Source organism: Parabacteroides sp. Y3-G-102 (genome assembly GCF_023656845.1).
GTDB lineage: Bacteria > Bacteroidota > Bacteroidia > Bacteroidales > Tannerellaceae > Parabacteroides > Parabacteroides distasonis.
The window spans coordinates 78,561-95,471 of sequence record NZ_JAMOKU010000017.1; the positions used below are offsets into that span (position 1 = coordinate 78,561).

At 49.1% G+C, this 16,911-nt stretch carries 11 protein-coding genes; 9 read left to right on the forward strand and 2 right to left on the reverse strand.

Going from position 1 to position 16,911, the window contains the following annotated elements; all coding sequences use genetic code 11:
• Window positions 1-97: 97 nt before the first annotated feature.
• Window positions 98-5,632, forward strand: coding sequence for an alpha-2-macroglobulin family protein (locus NBH16_RS10525; protein WP_250788492.1), 5,535 nt, complete (start codon window positions 98-100; stop codon window positions 5,630-5,632).
• A 211-nt stretch (window positions 5,633-5,843) separates the two neighbouring features.
• Window positions 5,844-6,215 (forward strand): RNA-binding regulator, encoded by a 372-nt coding sequence (gene rbp / locus NBH16_RS10530; RefSeq protein WP_005862667.1) that lies wholly within the window; start codon window positions 5,844-5,846, stop codon window positions 6,213-6,215.
• Window positions 6,216-6,243: 28 nt separating this feature from the next.
• Here the strand turns inward: rbp and NBH16_RS10535 are convergent, their stop codons facing one another.
• A complete protein-coding gene (locus NBH16_RS10535) occupies window positions 6,244-7,170 on the reverse strand; it encodes a helix-turn-helix domain-containing protein (RefSeq protein WP_022192601.1) in 927 nt (308 codons plus the stop codon).
• Between the two features lie 231 nt (window positions 7,171-7,401).
• Here NBH16_RS10535 and NBH16_RS10540 point away from each other — a divergent pair, with 231 nt between their 5' ends.
• The gene (locus NBH16_RS10540) at window positions 7,402-9,615 is read left to right on the forward strand and encodes an outer membrane beta-barrel family protein (protein WP_048927240.1); all 2,214 of its coding nucleotides are present in this window, start codon (window positions 7,402-7,404) and stop codon (window positions 9,613-9,615) included.
• 171 nt (window positions 9,616-9,786) lie between these two features.
• On the opposite strand, the gene NBH16_RS10545 is transcribed toward NBH16_RS10540, so the two are convergent.
• A complete protein-coding gene (locus NBH16_RS10545; RefSeq protein ID WP_005862659.1) occupies window positions 9,787-10,020 on the reverse strand; it encodes a DUF6722 family protein in 234 nt (77 codons plus the stop codon).
• A 121-nt stretch (window positions 10,021-10,141) separates the two neighbouring features.
• On the opposite strand from NBH16_RS10545, the gene NBH16_RS10550 reads away from it, so the two are divergent.
• The 6 genes from NBH16_RS10550 (at window position 10,142) to rimO (ending at window position 16,898) form a co-directional block, all read left to right on the forward strand.
• The gene (locus tag NBH16_RS10550) at window positions 10,142-12,481 is read left to right on the forward strand and encodes an ATP-dependent helicase (RefSeq protein ID WP_250788494.1); all 2,340 of its coding nucleotides are present in this window, start codon (window positions 10,142-10,144) and stop codon (window positions 12,479-12,481) included.
• 414 nt (window positions 12,482-12,895) lie between these two features.
• Entirely contained in the window at window positions 12,896-14,035 is a 1,140-nt protein-coding gene (nspC, locus tag NBH16_RS10555) for a carboxynorspermidine decarboxylase (RefSeq protein ID WP_005862655.1), read from the forward strand.
• 20 nt (window positions 14,036-14,055) lie between these two features.
• The gene (locus NBH16_RS10560; protein WP_005857256.1) at window positions 14,056-14,295 is read left to right on the forward strand and encodes a hypothetical protein; all 240 of its coding nucleotides are present in this window, start codon (window positions 14,056-14,058) and stop codon (window positions 14,293-14,295) included.
• On the forward strand, window positions 14,285-14,626 hold the full coding sequence (locus NBH16_RS10565; protein ID WP_005862653.1) for a type II toxin-antitoxin system RelE/ParE family toxin: 342 nt from the start codon (window positions 14,285-14,287) through the stop codon (window positions 14,624-14,626). Before NBH16_RS10560 ends, NBH16_RS10565 begins: the two co-directional genes overlap by 11 nt.
• 23 nt (window positions 14,627-14,649) lie before the next feature.
• Window positions 14,650-15,603 carry a signal recognition particle-docking protein FtsY gene (ftsY, locus tag NBH16_RS10570; RefSeq protein WP_005857252.1) on the forward strand — a complete coding sequence of 318 codons (954 nt, stop codon included), beginning with the start codon at window positions 14,650-14,652 and terminating at the stop codon, window positions 15,601-15,603.
• Window positions 15,600-16,898, forward strand: coding sequence for a 30S ribosomal protein S12 methylthiotransferase RimO (gene rimO / locus NBH16_RS10575; RefSeq protein ID WP_011966255.1), 1,299 nt, complete (start codon window positions 15,600-15,602; stop codon window positions 16,896-16,898). The genes ftsY and rimO overlap by 4 nt, the downstream gene beginning before the upstream one ends.
• Window positions 16,899-16,911 lie beyond the last annotated feature (13 nt).

Below are 16,911 nucleotides of genomic sequence, written 5' to 3' on the forward strand. Positions count from 1 at the left end.
ACAAATGTACGAAAATTATCAGTTTGTCTGAAAGTATAGGAGAGAAATCCTTCTATTTATGTACATTTGTGGATTAACCATTTAAACATTCATGTGTATGATACGGTCTATCGGTTTATTCTGCGTACTTTGTCTCTTGTCTATCTTGACAAGTTGTCATACGACAAGCTCCACGGATCAAGATCTCCCCCCTTATAATCCGAATGTAGAGGCGTTTACTACCGGGAAGATTTCCCGGTATTCTCCCGTTTACCTGATCTTTAATCAAGAGATCCCGGCGGATCGATTAAAGGCGGACCGATTGGGGAAACTCGTGCGCCTCAAGCCCGATGTGCCGGGGAAATGGGCTTTCGAGAATAACCGGACGTTGGTATTCAAGCCGGAGAAAGGCTTTGAGCGAAACACCTCTTATCAAGTGAAAGCCGATTTGTCCGAATGGTTTGAGGCACAAGGTAAGGATAAGTGGTTCGCTTTTGGTTTTACCACGCTCCCTTTAGCCCTTCGGGGGAATCTGGAATCGATGGATATCAACAAGAAAAACGAGAATGGGTACGATCTGACCGCCGTGCTTTTCACGCCGGATAAGGAATCTCCGGAGACCGTGGAGTCGTTGGTGGATTTCTCGGAGAAGGTAGACGCTACTTGGCAACACAGCCCGGATGGAAAGAAACATGAGGTGACCTTACTCAATGTCTCCGCCGGGATGGAGGGGGAACGGACACTTAGGCTTTCCGTCTCTTCTAATAAACTAGGCGTGGAAAAGGCCGATGTCGTGACAGTGAGCGTTCCGGATCAGAATGATTTCTCGGTGTACGACGTGACGTATGTGTCCGAGCCGGAGCGTTACGTGGAGGTCGCTTTCACGAAGTTATTGGATGCGAGCCAAGATATGAGAGGCTTGGCCTTTATCGCCGAGAATACGTCGGAGACCGTAACCGTGGACGGAAACAAGCTACGCCTATATCCGGATGCCGATTTGTGGCAAAAGGGCGTGATGAATATCCACCTGAACCAAGGCATCCGCAGCAAGAGCGGCTTGAACCTGAAAGAGGCTGTCGTGCGTCAAATAATCCTAGATGAGCAGAAACCCGGTGTCCGTTTTATCGGGAAAGGAGTGATCATCCCGCAATCCACGCAATTATCCGTTCCTTTCCAAGCGATTTATTTGCGAGGGGTTACGGTGAGCGTTATCAAGATATTGGAGCAGAATATCGGTCAGTTCCTGCAATCGAACAACTTGGATGAGTCCGGGGAGCTGATGCGTGTCGGACGCTTGATCGCCCGTAAGACGATCTTCTTGGATGAGGAGGGTCTTGACCTGTCCCGGTGGAATACGTTTGCGGTCGATTTAAAGCGGTTGATCGAGCCGGAACCGGGCGCTATCTACCGTCTGGAGCTTTCGTTTGACCGGCCTTTGTCGGCCTATCCTTGCGGGAATGATACGTTGAAGATCTCGAAGGAGCAGATCTTGGCCTCGGACGAGATCCGTTTCAAGGAAGAGTCCGCCCGTTTTGACGAGGGAGCGTATTATTACCGTCAATACGATTGGTCTAGTTATAATTGGAAAGAATGGAACGATCCTTGCTCGGATAGTTATTACTTTAATAAGGTAGAGGGAAAGAATATCTTGGCTACCAATTTGGGACTGGTCGCCTTGATGGGGCAGGATAATGATATGACCGTGTTGGTGCATAATATACAGAATACGGAGCCGGAGCGAGGAGTTACGGTTACCGCCTATAATTACCAACACCAAGCGTTGGCCTCGGGCACGACCGATGACAAGGGGCAGGTACGGCTGGATCTCTCCTCGGGACGTCCGTTCTACCTGATCGCCTCACAGGGAACCCAACGTTCCTATCTGCGGGTGGATAACGGATCGGCTCTCTCGCTCAGTTCGTTCGATGTATCGGGCGAGGTCGTCCAGAAAGGGATCAAGGGCTTTATCTATGGTGAGCGGGGCGTATGGCGTCCGGGTGATACGTTGCATCTGGGTTTTATGCTGAACGACCGGGCGAAGCAATTGCCGGCAGAGCATCCGGTGGTGATGGAGCTGTACAACCCGTTAGGGCAAATGTATGCCCGTAAGACGCAGACCCGTGGCGAGCTGGGGCTTTATGTCTTCGATTTCGTTACCGAGGCGGATGCTCCCACGGGTGCGTGGAATGTGAAGGCGCAAGTGGGTGGGGTCTCTTTCTCGAAGCGCTTACGCATCGAGTCCATCAAGCCGAACCGCCTGAAGATCGCCTTATCCATGCCGGAGAAGACCTTGTTGCGTGGTGAGCCTATGGATGCCCGCCTGCATGTGGAATGGCTGCAAGGAGCTATCGCCCGTAACTTGAAATACGATATACAAGGAACCTTTATCGCTACCCCGACTACCTTCGAGGGCTATAAGGGTTTCTATTTCGACGATCCTTCCCGTGTATTTAATACGGAAGAGAGCAAGCTGATCTCCGGCGTTACCAATGAGCGGGGCGATGCCACGGTACAAGCCCGCTTCGAGCTGGGTTCTACCGCTCCCGGAATGTTGCTGGCAAACCTAGTGACCCGGGTCTATGAGGAATCCGGAGATTTCAGTATCGACGCGGACCGGATGCTTTACTCGCCTTATCGCCGGTATGCCGGTATCAAATCTCCGCAGAAAGATAAGGAACAACTAAATACCGGAGCCAATTATACCTACGAGGTCGCTTCTGTTGATTATTTAGGGAAACCGCAAGCGAATACGGAATTAGACGTGAAAGTATATAAGGTCTATTGGTATTGGTGGTGGGACTCCAACAGTAGCGGTTTGGCCAATTACGTATCGGATTCCTACAATAAGCCGGTAAAGACATTTGCCATCCGTACGGATGGGGACGGCCGGGGTATGTTCCAGCTCTCTTTCCCGGATAAGGAGTGGGGAACGTATTTCATCTCCGTGAAAGATAAGGAGAGTAAGCACTCTACGGGAGTGATGAGTTATTTCGACTGGCCTTATAACGAGGGCCGACGTAACACCGATGGCAGCGAGTCCGCCACGATGCTTAGTTTCAAGACCGATAAGGATAGTTATACGCCCGGCGAGAAGATGGTAGTCACCTTCCCCTCTACGAAAGGAAGCCGTGCGATTATCAGTATAGAGAACGGCGTGCGTGTCCTTTCCTTGACGGAACATACGTGCGAGGATAAACAAACGACCGTGAGACTGGATGTGACGAAAGATATGCAGCCGAACGCTTACGTCTATATCACCCTTTTGCAGCCTCATGGCATCACGAAGAACGATTTGCCGATCCGCTTGTATGGCGTGGTCCCGTTCACGGTAACTTCTCCGGAGAGCCATCTGACTCCGGTCATCCAATCTCCCGCCGAGCTGAAACCGGATGCCTCTTATACCGTCTCCGTCTCCGAGAAGAATGGAAAGGAGATGGCTTATACGCTGGCGATCGTGGATGAGGGCTTGCTGGACTTGACCCGTTTCCGTACGCCGGAGCCTTGGAAGGCGTTTAACGCCCGGGAAGCGTTGGGCGTGAATACATGGGATTTGTATAACTACGTGGTTGGCGCTTACGGCGGCCGTATCGAGCAATTGTTCAGTATCGGCGGCGACGATGCGCTGAACAAAGGCCCGAAAGCGATCGTGAACCGCTTCAAGCCCGTGGTGCGATTTGACGGCCCGTTCTTGCTGAAGAAGGGGAAGACCGCCCGGCATACCTATCAGATGCCGAATTATAACGGGCGTGTCAAGATCATGGTGGTAGCCGGAAACGGGGAGGCTTATGGACATGCCGATAAGAGCGTGATGGTACGTAAGCCCGTAATGCTGCTAGGAACCTTGCCCCGGGTGATCGGCGTGGGCGAGGAGATGGTAGTACCCGCTACGGTATTCGCTACCGAGGATGGCGTAGGAGCCGTGAATGTATCTATCGCTTGCAGCTCGAATATGGAAGTGGTCGGCGAGGCGACGAGGAGCTTGAGCTTCGAGCGGAAAGGGGATCAGCAAGCCTCGTTCCGTATCCGGGTGAAGAAGAACCCGGGTATCGGGAAGGTAACGATAACCGCTACGGGTAAAGGGGATAAATCCGTTTATGAGACGGAACTGGAGATCCGTACGGTACGCCGCCCACAAGTGAAAGTTACCGCCGCTACCTTGGAGGCCGGCAAGTCTTGGAAAGAGACGGTTGCGATGCCGGGTGCCACGGGTACGAACCAGTTGACTTTGGAAGTGTCGGATATCGCCCCCGTGAACTTATCCTCACGTCTATCTTATTTGTTGGGTTATCCTCACGGATGTCTGGAACAGATCACCTCGAAAGGATTCCCGCAGCTTTATATCTCCTCGTTTACGGATTTGACCCCGCGACAGGCGAAATCCACGGAGGAAGCCGTGAAAGAGGTGATCCGCCGTCTGCGCTCTTACCAGACCGTAGATGGGGCTTTCGCCTATTGGCCGGGTGGAACGAGCAGCAATGGCTGGGGTACGGTTTACGCTACTCATTTCTTGCTGGAAGCCTCGAAGAAAGGCTACTTGGTTCCCGAGGCCATGAAACAAAGCGTATTGAATAATCTACGCCGGGTAGCCCGTAATTGGAAGCCGGCTACCTCTTATTATATGGATTCGGAAGAGACTACCCAAGCCTATCGCCTGTATGTATTGGCTTTGGCCGGGTCGCCGGAGATGGGTGCCATGAACCGCTTGAAAGAGATGAAAGACTTGGCCTCCATGAGTCGCTGGTCGCTAGCTTCCGCCTATGCCTTGGTCGGCCGTGAGGATGTCGCTCAAGACTTGATCAGTAAGACGACGGCTCTTCCTTCCGGTTATTCCGAGTATGACGAGACGTTCGGCAGTGATGTCCGGGATCAATCCATCCAGTTAATGACGCTTTGCTTGTTGGATAAAGGCAAGGAGGCCGCTACTTTGGTGGAAGAATTGTCCAAACAGCTTTCTTCGGATGATTGGTTGAGCACACAATCTACGGCATTCGCTTTAGTTGCCTTGTCGGACTACCTAGCTAAATATCGGGTAGACGGGGCCATGGATTTCACGTACGCTTGTGGCGGAAAGGATGGACAGGTGAAAACGGATAAGAATATATGGTCCGAGACCTTATTGGATAAGGCGGGAACCTCGGCGAGCGTCGAGTTGAAGAACACGGGTAAATCTACGCTCTTCGCCCGTATTATAACCGAGGGAATACCGGAGCAGGGAGAGGAAAAAGCGTATGCGAATGGTGTCTCGTTGGCGGTTAGCTATGTGGACTTGAACGGACGTCCGGTCAATGTCGCCCAATTGGAGCAAGGTACGAATTTCTCCGCCGTGGTTACGGTAAAGAACCCTTCGGCCCGGGGATATAATAATTTGGTATTATCGGAGATCTTCCCTGCCGGATGGGAAATACTGAATACCCGCTTCCTGAATGGAGCTGCTACGGACAGCCTGACCGCCGGAGTGAATTATCAGGATATTCGTGACGACCGTGTTTATAGTTATATAGACCGTCTGCCGGCAGGCAGTCAAGTGACCGTGAAGATCAATCTTTGCGCAGTCTACCCGGGCCGCTTCTACCTGCCTCCGGTGTATTGCGAGGCGATGTACGATTATTTAATCCGTGCGAATACCGCGGGACAAGAAGTTACCGTATTCTAATTTCGTGGGGGCGGGCAGACCCCGCCCTTATATTTTTTCGAAATTTATTGGATTTATAGTTGTATGCTCGAATAAAACCATTACATTCGCAGCATATTTGAGATTGATTTAAGTTAGTATTAGAAAGTATTTGCTCACAACTTGATTTGTTAGGTAAACTTTTTTAGTCGACATACTCAGCTCAATTAACCATTTAATTAAAGTTTACAAAATGAATCTTTACATTTCAAATCTAAGTTACAACATCTCTGATGAGGACTTAAGACAGTTATTTGCTGATTACGGTGAGATTACTTCAGCAAAAGTTATTATGGATAGAGAAACCGGCCGTTCAAGAGGCTTCGGTTTCGTTGAGCTGAGCGATGATGAGCTAGCTAAAAAGGCTATCGAGGAGTTAAACCAAGCAAGTTATGACGGCAAAGTCATCAATATAACAGAAGCCAGACCTAGAGAGGATAGAGGCGACAGAGGTGGTCGTTTCAATAACAACAGAGGTGGCGGTTACGGTTCCAACAGAGGCGGTGGCTATGGCTCTAACAGAGGTGGCGGTTATGGTTCTAACCGGGATGGTGGAAGATATTAATTCTATCTAGATAAAAAGGAAAGAGCGATCAGAGATGGTCGCTCTTTTTTATTTCAAGCGCATAAGCTCGTCCTCTGTCTGTCGTGATCTTTAGGTTACTGTTTTCCTCCACTAAAGGCCGTAGCCTTCGGATCAAGGTGTTCAAGGTCTCGTCGGCGTTGATCTTTCCCGGCCATAAACTTTCGCAGATATCCGAGCGGTTCAAGATATGCGTAGGCGATAGGAAAAACATCTCCATCAAGGCATATTGCTGAGGGGTGAGTTTTAGTTTCTCCTCATTCTCCTTATAGAAGGAGGCGGTCTCGCAAGAAAGGTTCAAATTACCGAAAGAGATGGTCTTTCCCGGATGGATAGGCTGAGGCATTATCAACTCCTTTCTATAACGTTTAAGCAATAGGGGCAGGGTAGCGGATAAAAAGGCAAGCCCGAGGAATAGGCCGGGCAAAGATTTGTCCGATAGCCCGATAACCGCAAGGGTGGAGCAATTGGCGTACCCTTGGAATGAGATCCCGATATGATCCGTGGCAGTATTGGGGCTGTTCGCTATGGATGATGCCCAGATAATCGTATCGCTGGCGATATAATATTCGTTGAGTTTCTTGTTGGTATTAGCGGGAGCGTTTTCGGTTTGAGGATCTTTATTGAGTACGTGGATCACGATTCCCGTTTTCTTCTTGTCGGGCGTATAACTCAATGCGTCGGAAAAGTCCTTGTTATAACTTTCTATGGATACCGGATTGCCGAAAAGCTTGGATAGATTGGCATAGGTGCGTATGGAATCTTGGCTCATCCATAGGTGGGAGTTTTGCAGGATCGTTTGTTGCAACGCTTGATTCAAGTCTGTCACGATCGTTTTCTTGGCTTCCGTATAACTATGGAAACCGAAGCTGAACGAGAGGATCAGCATTAAGGAGGTACCCAAAACGGATAGATTGGCCGATAGTCGTGTATTCATTATTCGCTAGATTAGAATTAACATAAAAAGAACGCTCGAAGGTACTAAATATTATAGAAGGAAAGTATCCTTTTCGATAGGATTCGGGATGAAATAGACCTAAATCCTGCTAAATGACCGGATGTCATGGAAATGTCATGGAAATGTCAGCTACTTATCCGGCGATTATTTACGTTGTTGTTGTCTGTTGCCTCTACTTTTGCCCGAAAACAAATCAAATAAGATACGGATATGAAAAGATTTCTGATGATGATGGCCTTGATAGGGCTTGTGGGAAACTGGAACTCGACGTTGACTGCCCAACTCGTCTCTCCCGATTCATTGTATTTGAACGAGGACTTGCCCGAGATAAACATTGTCGCCGTGAAACCCTTGATAAAGGCAGAGGCGGATAAGACTACTTACAGTATCGCCGAGGACCCGGATTCCCGAACCTATACTTTGCTGGAGATGTTGCGAAAAGTCCCTCTAGTGACCGTGGATGGCGAGGATAACGTGAAGGTAAACGGACAATCCAGTTTTAAGATTTATATGAACGGGCGTCCCTCGAATATGTTCTCCAATAATCCCAAGGAGGTCTTGCGTAGTATCCCCGCCAGCATGATCAAGAAAGTGGAGGTGATAACAGATCCCGGTGCCCGTTACGATGCGGAGGGTGTCAGCGGAATCTTGAATATCGTGACGAAAGGAGCGGAGTTCGAGGGATATAACGCGAGTATAAACACTACGGTGATGAACTTATTTAAGAGTGTCGGTGGTTTCGCTACGCTGAAATATGGCCGATTATCGCTTTCCGGAAATTATACGTTTAGCCAACAATCGTCCGAGAGCGAGTCGGATTATCTCCGTACTCAGTCGGGAGACGGTGCGAAGCTCCGGATGCTCTCGGACGTAGACGTGAAATATCCGGCCCATTATGGAAGTCTGGAAGGCAGTTTCGAGATCGATACATTGAATTTGATCTCCTTGTCCGGAAACTTGAATATCGGAAACAGCAACTCTATTTGGAATAGCCATTATAGCAGGTTTGATAAAGAGGGGGAAGAAATCTATGCTTATAACGAGGATATGAGTAAGAAGAACGAATGGGGTAGTGCCTCCTTAAAAGCGGATTATCAGCGTTTATTCAAACGAAATAAGGAAGAGATGCTAACGCTTTCCTATCAGTACGATTATATCCCGAACGATATTTATAGCGTGTTTCATGATAAGGACAAGATGGGCAATGTCTCGTTACCCCAACTGGAGGCCGATTATACCCGGCAAATCAGTCATGCCCGCACCCATGAGCATACGGCCCAGCTTGATTACGTGAATCCTTTTACAAGTACGCATTCCATCGAGGGCGGTTTGAAGCTGATTCGGCGTAACAGTACGAGCCACGCTACTTCGGAGGTAAAGGAGTTGGGTGAGGGTGTCTGGTTACCCGCTGATTTACAACCTTTGGTGGAATATCGGCATGTGCAGAATATAGGCTCCGCCTATGCGGGATATGGATTTAAGTATGGTAAATGGAGCTTGAACCCGGGCATTCGTATGGAACATACTTGGCAGGACGTGACTTATAAACAAGGCGAAGGCAAGGATTTTAATTATCGTGTAACGGATTGGGTTCCTTCTTGGACCTCCGCTTTCCGCTTGGACGACCGGAATTTGTTTCGCTTGGCTTACAACTTACGTTTACGTCGCCCGAATATCAGCTATTTGAATCCTACGGTGTTCGTGTCTGGGACCTCTATCTCGTATGGAAATCCGGGATTGGTATCGGAGAAACATCATCGTCTTTCGGCGTCATACAGTTATTACGGAACGAAATTGAATGTGCAGGCTTCCGTGCTCTGCACCTTGGGAAAAGGGGTGATTGATGAGTATCTGTTCATTGATTCGGCGAATGTGGTGAATAGTACGTATGATAATCTCGTGGACGTGAAAGCAGCGGGAGGAAACCTTTATCTAAGCTATAATCCTTCGCCCCGGACAAGCGTGTCGCTGAACAGCATGTTGCATTATCTGGATTTACGGGCGCAGGAGGGGAATGAGGTTTACGATACGGATGTGCGTAATTCCGGCTTTTGTGGCTCTGCTTTTGTCGATTTCTCGCAGAAGTTTAAGTACGGGTGGCGTTTTGTCCTGTCGGGTGGATACGTGCGCTCCGAGCCGAATGTGGGGATGGACTCGTACGGCTTTTATTTTTACGGCTTGAGTGTGGTAAAGAGCTTCTTGAATGATAAATTGACTTGTACGCTGCGGGCGCAAGATTTTCTGGGAGATCATAAGACGATACAGATTAACGAGCGATATCCGGACTTTCATATCCGGCAGACCGAGCGTATGTTTAGCCGTGGTTTCGGCATCGCTATCAGCTACCGGATCGGTGATTTAAAAGCGAGCGTGAAGAAGGCGGGGAGGAGCATAAGGAATGATGATCTGTTGGACGCTAAATAAAGAAGATGGTGTGCCATGATCCACAATATGGCACACCACCTACGGTATCATAACTCATCCAACCATTTCTTGCCGGGCTTTGTGTAAAGCCAAGCTAAGAAGATAGCGGCTAAAATGGTAACAACGAGCATCAACACTGTCAATCCATTTAAATCTTTTATCATAATCATATTATTTTAATATTCTATTTCCAACTCGGGCTAATAGGTAAGTACCTAAAATCCCTATATTTAACATACCCCAATTATTAATGTCGCCGATGTCTTTTGCTAATAGGAGCATTTCTCCTAATACCATCGTCGTAAACATTAATTTAGCCAAGTCAAAAAAGAACTTCCCTAAAGTCTCCCTTCGGACCTTGTCCCGTTCTTTCCTCATTGTCTGTTGTCTCTCCCAATTTCCCATAGTCCCTTGTTTTGGTTAATACTACTGATTATATGCAGGCAAATGTATATATTATCGGCGACCTGCCCAACTTTTTTATGTGGAATCGCTTATTTTCCCTAATTTTGTATCCCTAAAACGGATGAATGTGGAAGAGTATTTGAATCAACTGAATGAGAGCCAGCGGGAAGCGGTGGTTTACAATGAGGGGCCATCCTTGGTCGTGGCCGGGGCTGGCTCCGGTAAGACAAGGGTACTGACCTATAAGATCGCTTATTTATTGCAATTGGGATTGCCTCCCTATAGTATCTTGGCGCTGACCTTTACCAATAAGGCGGCCCGGGAGATGAAAGAGCGTATTGCGGCCATCACCGGTGACCAAACGGCCCGTCGGCTATGGATGGGAACGTTCCATTCCATCTTCTCCCGTATTTTACGGAACGAGGCGGAGCATATCGGTTATCCTTCCAATTTCACGATTTATGACGCCACTGATTCCAAGAGCTTACTGAAATCCATCATCAAGGAAATGCAATTGGACGATAAGGTGTACCGCCTAGGAATGGTGCAGAGCCGGATCTCCAACGCGAAGAACTCCTTGATAACTTATACGGCCTACGAGCAAAATAAAGAGCTCGTGGAAAGCGATATAAACGCCAAGGTCCCCTTGCTCCGGGAAATCTACAAACGTTACCAGAGCCGTTGCCTGCAAGCGGGAGCCATGGATTTCGACGACTTGTTGCTGCAAACCAATATCCTGTTCCGGGATCATCCGGCCGTCTTGGAGAAATACCGGAACTTCTTCCGGTATGTATTGGTGGATGAGTATCAAGATACGAACTTCGCCCAACACTTGATCGTGCAACGGCTTTGCGAGAGACACGGCCATATCTGCGTGGTAGGGGATGACGCCCAGAGCATCTATTCCTTCCGAGGCGCTAATATAGATAATATCCTGCAATTCAAGAATCTTTATACCGGTTGCCGTATCTTCAAGCTGGAACGGAATTACCGTTCCACCCAGAATATCGTGAACGCCGCCAATAGCTTGATCGACAAGAATACACGTCAGATACCCAAAACGGTCTATTCCGAGAAGGAGGCGGGCAACAAGGTGAGTGTTTTCACCTCGTACTCCGATTATGAGGAGGGCTACACCGTAGCCGCCCGAATCAACGAGATGCACGGGATATTAGGGAAATTCTCGTATGCCGATTTCGCTATCCTGTATCGTACCAACGCCCAGTCCCGTATCTTGGAAGAGGCGTTGCGAAAGCGGGGCATCCCTTACAAGATTTACGGCGGTTTGTCTTTTTACCAGCGGAAAGAGATCAAGGACGTGATCTCTTACTTCCGCCTGATCGTGAACCCGCACGACGAGGAGGCCTTGAAGCGAATCATCAATTATCCCACCCGGGGAATCGGGGATACGACGGTAGGTAAGCTTGTCGGTGCCGCTACCGAATACGGGGTAAGTCTATGGACCGTGCTTCAAGCCCCCTTAGAATATTCGCTACCGATAAATAACGGTACAGCTAAGAAACTGAGCGATTTCCGTAGTTTGATTGAAGTTTTCATTGAAGAGAATAAAAAACTCTCCGCAGAGGAATTGGCTACCTTGGTGGTGAAGCGTAGCGGCATCGTTTCCGACCTGTTTCAAGACCGTTCCGTAGAGGGCGTGAGCAAGCAAGAGAACTTGCAGGAGTTGCTGAAAGGTATCGCCGAGTTTTGCGAGATCCGGCGTGAGGAGGGCATGGAGCAAGTCGCCATGTCCGACTTTTTGGCGGAGGTATCCTTGCTCACCGATCAAGATAACGATAAAGAGGAAAACTCCGATAAGGTCACGATGATGACCGTACATGCCGCCAAGGGATTGGAATTCACGAATGTTTTCGTGGTAGGCTTGGAGGAAGACCTATTCCCCTCGTCCCTATCGAAAGATAACCCGAGAGCGGTAGAGGAGGAGCGTCGTTTGTTCTACGTGGCGATTACCCGTGCGGAGCAAAATTGCGTATTGAGCTATGCGAAGAGCCGCTATCGTAACGGGAAGACGGATATGTGTACGCCCAGCCGTTTCTTGAAGGATATAGACGCTAAGTATCTGGATATGCCTTCGGATGCCGGCGCTTCAGATGCATTCGCCTCGGCCCGTGAACGCTACGGGCGCCCGGCTTTTGCCTCTCCATTCCGGCAACCAAGGGCGGTTGAGGATGATTTCGTGTCGCCGGTGAAGCAAGCGGCACAGCGTCAAGGGCATCTTACGAAGTTAAAAAACACGATGGAATCGTCCTTTTCGGCGGCTCCGGCCACGGATGCCTCTGTTTTGAGGGTGGGCCAGAAGGTCAATCACGACCGTTTCGGCGATGGCGAGATCGTCTCGATGGAAGGTGAGGGAGGTGATGCGAAAGTGACGGTCGCCTTCAAGAATTTCGGAGAAAGGCGACTTTTGCTTAAGTTTGCCAAACTCAGCGTGTTAGGCTAAGTGCGTTTTTGCTCGAATTCATTTTCGAATGCCGAATCGAACACTGCTTTTTGAAGCTAAGTCGTTGGATTTTAATGATTGGCAGAAAAGGAAAGGTTTATTTTCGAATGGGCTTTCGAACTCACTTTCGCATCATATAAGATATAAATAGATATTATAATAAAAATATAAAGAATAGAGGCAAGATGCCTCCTTTCTTTTTTTTTCGATTAAAAAGAGAATGAAAAGAACCCAGAAATACTATAGTGCTTGTGCCCAAGTACTATAGTATTTGTCTACGAACACAGTAGTATTCGCAAGTTAACACAACTGTCTTTTTTCTGCGACATATTCAATGAATTACCCCGATAATAGTTGTAATATCAGAATGTTTTTCTTATATTTGCATGTTAATATGAAATATTGAGATACAGCATGATAGACATCAACAAGATACCCTCGCCTTGCTATGTGATGGAGGAGAAATTACTGAGAAACAACCTGTCCTTGATCAAGAGCGTAAAAGAACGTGCGGGAGTGAATATCATATTGGCTTTTAAGGCTTTCGCTTTATGGAAAGCGTTCCCGATCGTACGTGAGTACATTCCTTTTTCGACAGCAAGTTCTAAATTTGAGGCCCAGTTGGCCTTCGAGGAAATGGGAAGTCCGGCGCATACCTATTCCCCGGCTTATACGGAGGCTGATTTCCCGTTGATCTTGAGATACAGTAGTCACGTTACGTTCAACTCGCTCTCTCAGTTCCATCGTTTTTATCCGATGGTGCGGGCGGATGGTAACCGGGTGTCTTGTGGGTTGCGGATCAATCCGGAATACTCGGACGTGGAGACGGACTTGTATAATCCTTGTGCTCCGGGTTCCCGGATGGGGGTGACCGGCGACTTGCTGGGAGACACGTTGCCGGAGGGTATCGAGGGGCTGCATTTCCATACCTTGTGCGAGTCCACTTCCTATGATCTGGAGCGGACGCTGGCCGAGGTGGAGAGGCGTTTTGGCCGTTTCCTGCCTCACGTCAAGTGGCTGAATATGGGAGGTGGTCATTTGATGACCCGTAAGGATTACGACGTGGAGCATTTAATCGCTTTACTGAAAGGCTTTAAGGAGAGATATCCGAACTTGGAGTTGATCATGGAGCCGGGTAGCGCCTTCGCTTGGCAGACCGGGTTCTTGCTGACAACCGTGGTGGATATCGTGGAGAACCACGGTATCAAGACGGCGATTATCGACGCCTCGTTCACCTGCCATATGCCGGATTGCTTGGAGATGCCCTACAAACCGGCTATCCGTTTCGCTACGGATGCCGTGGAAGGGAAACCTACCTACCGGATCGGGGGAAATAGCTGTTTGAGCGGTGATTATATGGGGGATTGGTCGTTCGATAAGCCTTTGGCGATCGGCGACAAGCTGATTTTCGAGGATATGATCCACTACACGATCGTGAAGACGAATATGTTCAACGGCATACCGCACCCTTCCTTGGCCCTTTGGAACAAGGACAACCAGCTGGTGATGTACCGTACGTTCGGCTATGAGGATTATAAGAACAGGATGGATTAAAAACAAGCAAAGGGAGGAATATGACCATGACAGCGAATGAGTTGAAATATACATACATGGAGGAAGCCATGAGTATCTTGGATAATGAGGAGCTTATGCGTAAGGCTTTATCGCTCTTGCGGAACTTAAAAGAGAAGACCTTCTCGCCTGCCAAGCGAAGCGAGCGGGAGGTGCTGGAAGAGGCTTTCCAGAGCGTAAAAGACTTGAAGGCGGGAAAAATAACTTCTCGCCCATTGGAGGATCTATTGAATGAGTTATAAGATTGAGGCATTACCGCCCTTCGCTAAGGAGGTGAAATATTTGGCGAAACGATATAAGTCGTTGAAAGAAGATATCCTAAGGTTGAGGGACGAACTGCTGGAGAACCCTTTGTCGGGAACGGATTTGGGAGGTGGCCTCCGTAAGGTCCGGATGTCCATCCACTCGAAATCACAGGGCAAGAGAGGGGGAGCTCGGGTGATAACTTTTACGGTACTTGTCAGCGTTGATGAAGGAACAATTTTTCTTGTGACGATGTATGATAAGAGCGAGATTGAGTCTATGTCCGTTAAGGAGATCCGGAAACTACTTGATAAGTGTGATTTGAAGTAAATAAAAACAGAAACAAAATAAATATGGGTATTTTTAGCTTTTTCAGTAAGGACAAGAAGGAAACCTTGGATAAAGGTCTGTCGAAGACGAAGGAGAGTGTTTTTTCCAAGATTACCAAGGCGATCGCCGGTAAGAGTAAGGTGGACGACGATGTGTTGGATAATTTGGAGGAAGTACTGATTACCTCGGATGTCGGTGTAGATACCACGTTGAAAATCATCGACCGTATCGAGAAGCGTGTGGCCCGTGACAAGTATGTCACCACCCAAGAATTGACCACCCTGCTGCGTGACGAGATCGCTAGCTTGCTGACAGAGAACAATACGGAGGATGCCGAGGGATTCGCACTTCCGGAGGGCAAGAAACCCTACGTGATCATGGTTGTAGGCGTGAACGGGGTGGGTAAGACGACCACGATCGGTAAGCTGGCTTACCAGTTCAAGAAAGCCGGCAAGAAGGTCTATCTGGGCGCCGCCGATACGTTCCGTGCCGCCGCCGTGGAGCAACTAGTGATCTGGAGCGAGCGGGTAGGCGTACCTATCGTGAAGCAGAACATGGGCTCGGACCCCGCTTCCGTGGCTTTCGATACGCTGAGCTCCGCCAAGGCGAACGATGCCGACGTGGTGATTATCGATACTGCCGGACGTCTGCATAACAAGATCAACTTGATGAACGAGCTTACCAAGATCAAGAACGTGATGAAGAAGGTGATCCCGGACGCCCCCCACGAGATATTGTTGGTATTGGACGGCTCTACCGGGCAGAACGCTTTCGAGCAAGCGAAACAATTTACCGCCGCCACCGAGGTGAACGCCTTGGCCGTGACCAAGTTGGACGGTACCGCCAAGGGGGGTGTCGTGATCGGTATCTCCGACCATTTCCGTATCCCCGTGAAATATATCGGACTCGGCGAGGGGATGGAGGATTTGCAAGTATTCCGCAAACGTGAGTTTGTCAATTCGTTATTTGGAGAATGAGAAAAAATAAAGTAGATATTATTACGCTGGGGTGTTCGAAAAACCTAGTGGACTCGGAGCAACTTATGCGCCAATTCGTTGCCAATGGCTATACGGTAGAGCATGATCCCCATAAGATCAATGGCGAGATCGTGGTGGTGAATACCTGCGGTTTCATCGGCGACGCCCAAGAGGAATCGATCAATATGATCCTCGAGCTGGGCGAGCAAAAGCAGAAAGGACGGATCGGGAAGCTCTTCGTGATGGGGTGCTTGTCGGAGCGTTTCTTGAAAGATCTGGAGAAGGAACTTCCCGAGGTAGATCGTTTCTACGGGAAATTCAATTGGAAGGAGTTGATCTCCGATCTGGGCAAGTCGTACCATCAAGAGCTGGCTACGGATCGTGTGCTCACCACCCCGAGGCACTACGCTTACGTGAAGATCGGGGAGGGATGCAACCGTACTTGTTCTTACTGTTCGATCCCGATCATAACCGGGGCTTATCAATCCCGTCCGATGGACGAGATCGTAGACGAGGTGCGTGGCTTGGTCGCGCAAGGCGTGAAAGAATTCCAGATGATCGCCCAAGATCTTACGTTTTATGGCCTCGATCGCTATAAGCGAATGGCCTTGCCGGAACTGGTGGAGCGGGTATCCGACATCCCGGGCGTGGAGTGGATTCGTTTGCATTACGGGTATCCGTCTCATTTCCCCTATGACCTGTTGCCGGTGATGCGTGAGCGTGATAACGTTTGCAAGTATATGGACATCGCCCTCCAGCATATCAGCGACCCGATGTTGAAGATGATGCGCCGCAATATCACGAAGGCCGAGACCTATGAGCTGTTGGAGCGTATGCGCCGGGAAGTGCCGGGCATCCATCTACGCACCACCTTGATGGTGGGTCATCCCGGCGAGACGGAACAGGATTTCGAGGAGTTGATCCGCTTCGTGAAAGATATCCGCTTCGAGCGTATGGGCGCTTTCGCTTATAGCCATGAGGAGGGTACCTATGCTTATCAGCATTATAAAGACGAGATCCCGCAGGAGGTGAAGCAAGACCGACTGGATTACTTGATGCGTGTGCAAGAAGGCATCTCCGCCGACGTGAACGCCTCGAAAGTAGGGCAGACCTTCCGAGTGATCGTAGACCGGGAGGAGGAGGATTTTTACGTGGGACGTACGCAATACGACTCGCCCGAGGTAGATCCGGAAATATTGATCTCCAAGGATACTCCCTTGAGTCCGGGTAGCTTTTACCAAGTAAAGGTGATTGACGCACAAGCGTTTGATCTGTATGGTAAAGTGTTGAATTGATGTAAAAACTGTC

Excerpts from the sequence above, each read along its gene's own strand:
- NBH16_RS10535 (WP_022192601.1), bottom strand. The coding sequence starts at position 7,170 with ATGAATACACGACTATCGGCCAATCTATCCGTTTTGGGTACCTCCTTA.
- rimO (WP_011966255.1), top strand. The coding sequence starts at position 15,600 with ATGAGAAAAAATAAAGTAGATATTATTACGCTGGGGTGTTCGAAAAAC.
- NBH16_RS10525 (WP_250788492.1), top strand. The coding sequence starts at position 98 with ATGATACGGTCTATCGGTTTATTCTGCGTACTTTGTCTCTTGTCTATC.
- NBH16_RS10540 (WP_048927240.1), top strand. The coding sequence starts at position 7,402 with ATGAAAAGATTTCTGATGATGATGGCCTTGATAGGGCTTGTGGGAAAC.
- NBH16_RS10545 (WP_005862659.1), bottom strand. The coding sequence starts at position 10,020 with ATGGGAAATTGGGAGAGACAACAGACAATGAGGAAAGAACGGGACAAG.
- nspC (WP_005862655.1), top strand. The coding sequence starts at position 12,896 with ATGATAGACATCAACAAGATACCCTCGCCTTGCTATGTGATGGAGGAG.
- NBH16_RS10550 (WP_250788494.1), top strand. The coding sequence starts at position 10,142 with ATGAATGTGGAAGAGTATTTGAATCAACTGAATGAGAGCCAGCGGGAA.
- rbp (WP_005862667.1), top strand. The coding sequence starts at position 5,844 with ATGAATCTTTACATTTCAAATCTAAGTTACAACATCTCTGATGAGGAC.
- NBH16_RS10565 (WP_005862653.1), top strand. The coding sequence starts at position 14,285 with ATGAGTTATAAGATTGAGGCATTACCGCCCTTCGCTAAGGAGGTGAAA.
- NBH16_RS10560 (WP_005857256.1), top strand. The coding sequence starts at position 14,056 with ATGACCATGACAGCGAATGAGTTGAAATATACATACATGGAGGAAGCC.
- ftsY (WP_005857252.1), top strand. The coding sequence starts at position 14,650 with ATGGGTATTTTTAGCTTTTTCAGTAAGGACAAGAAGGAAACCTTGGAT.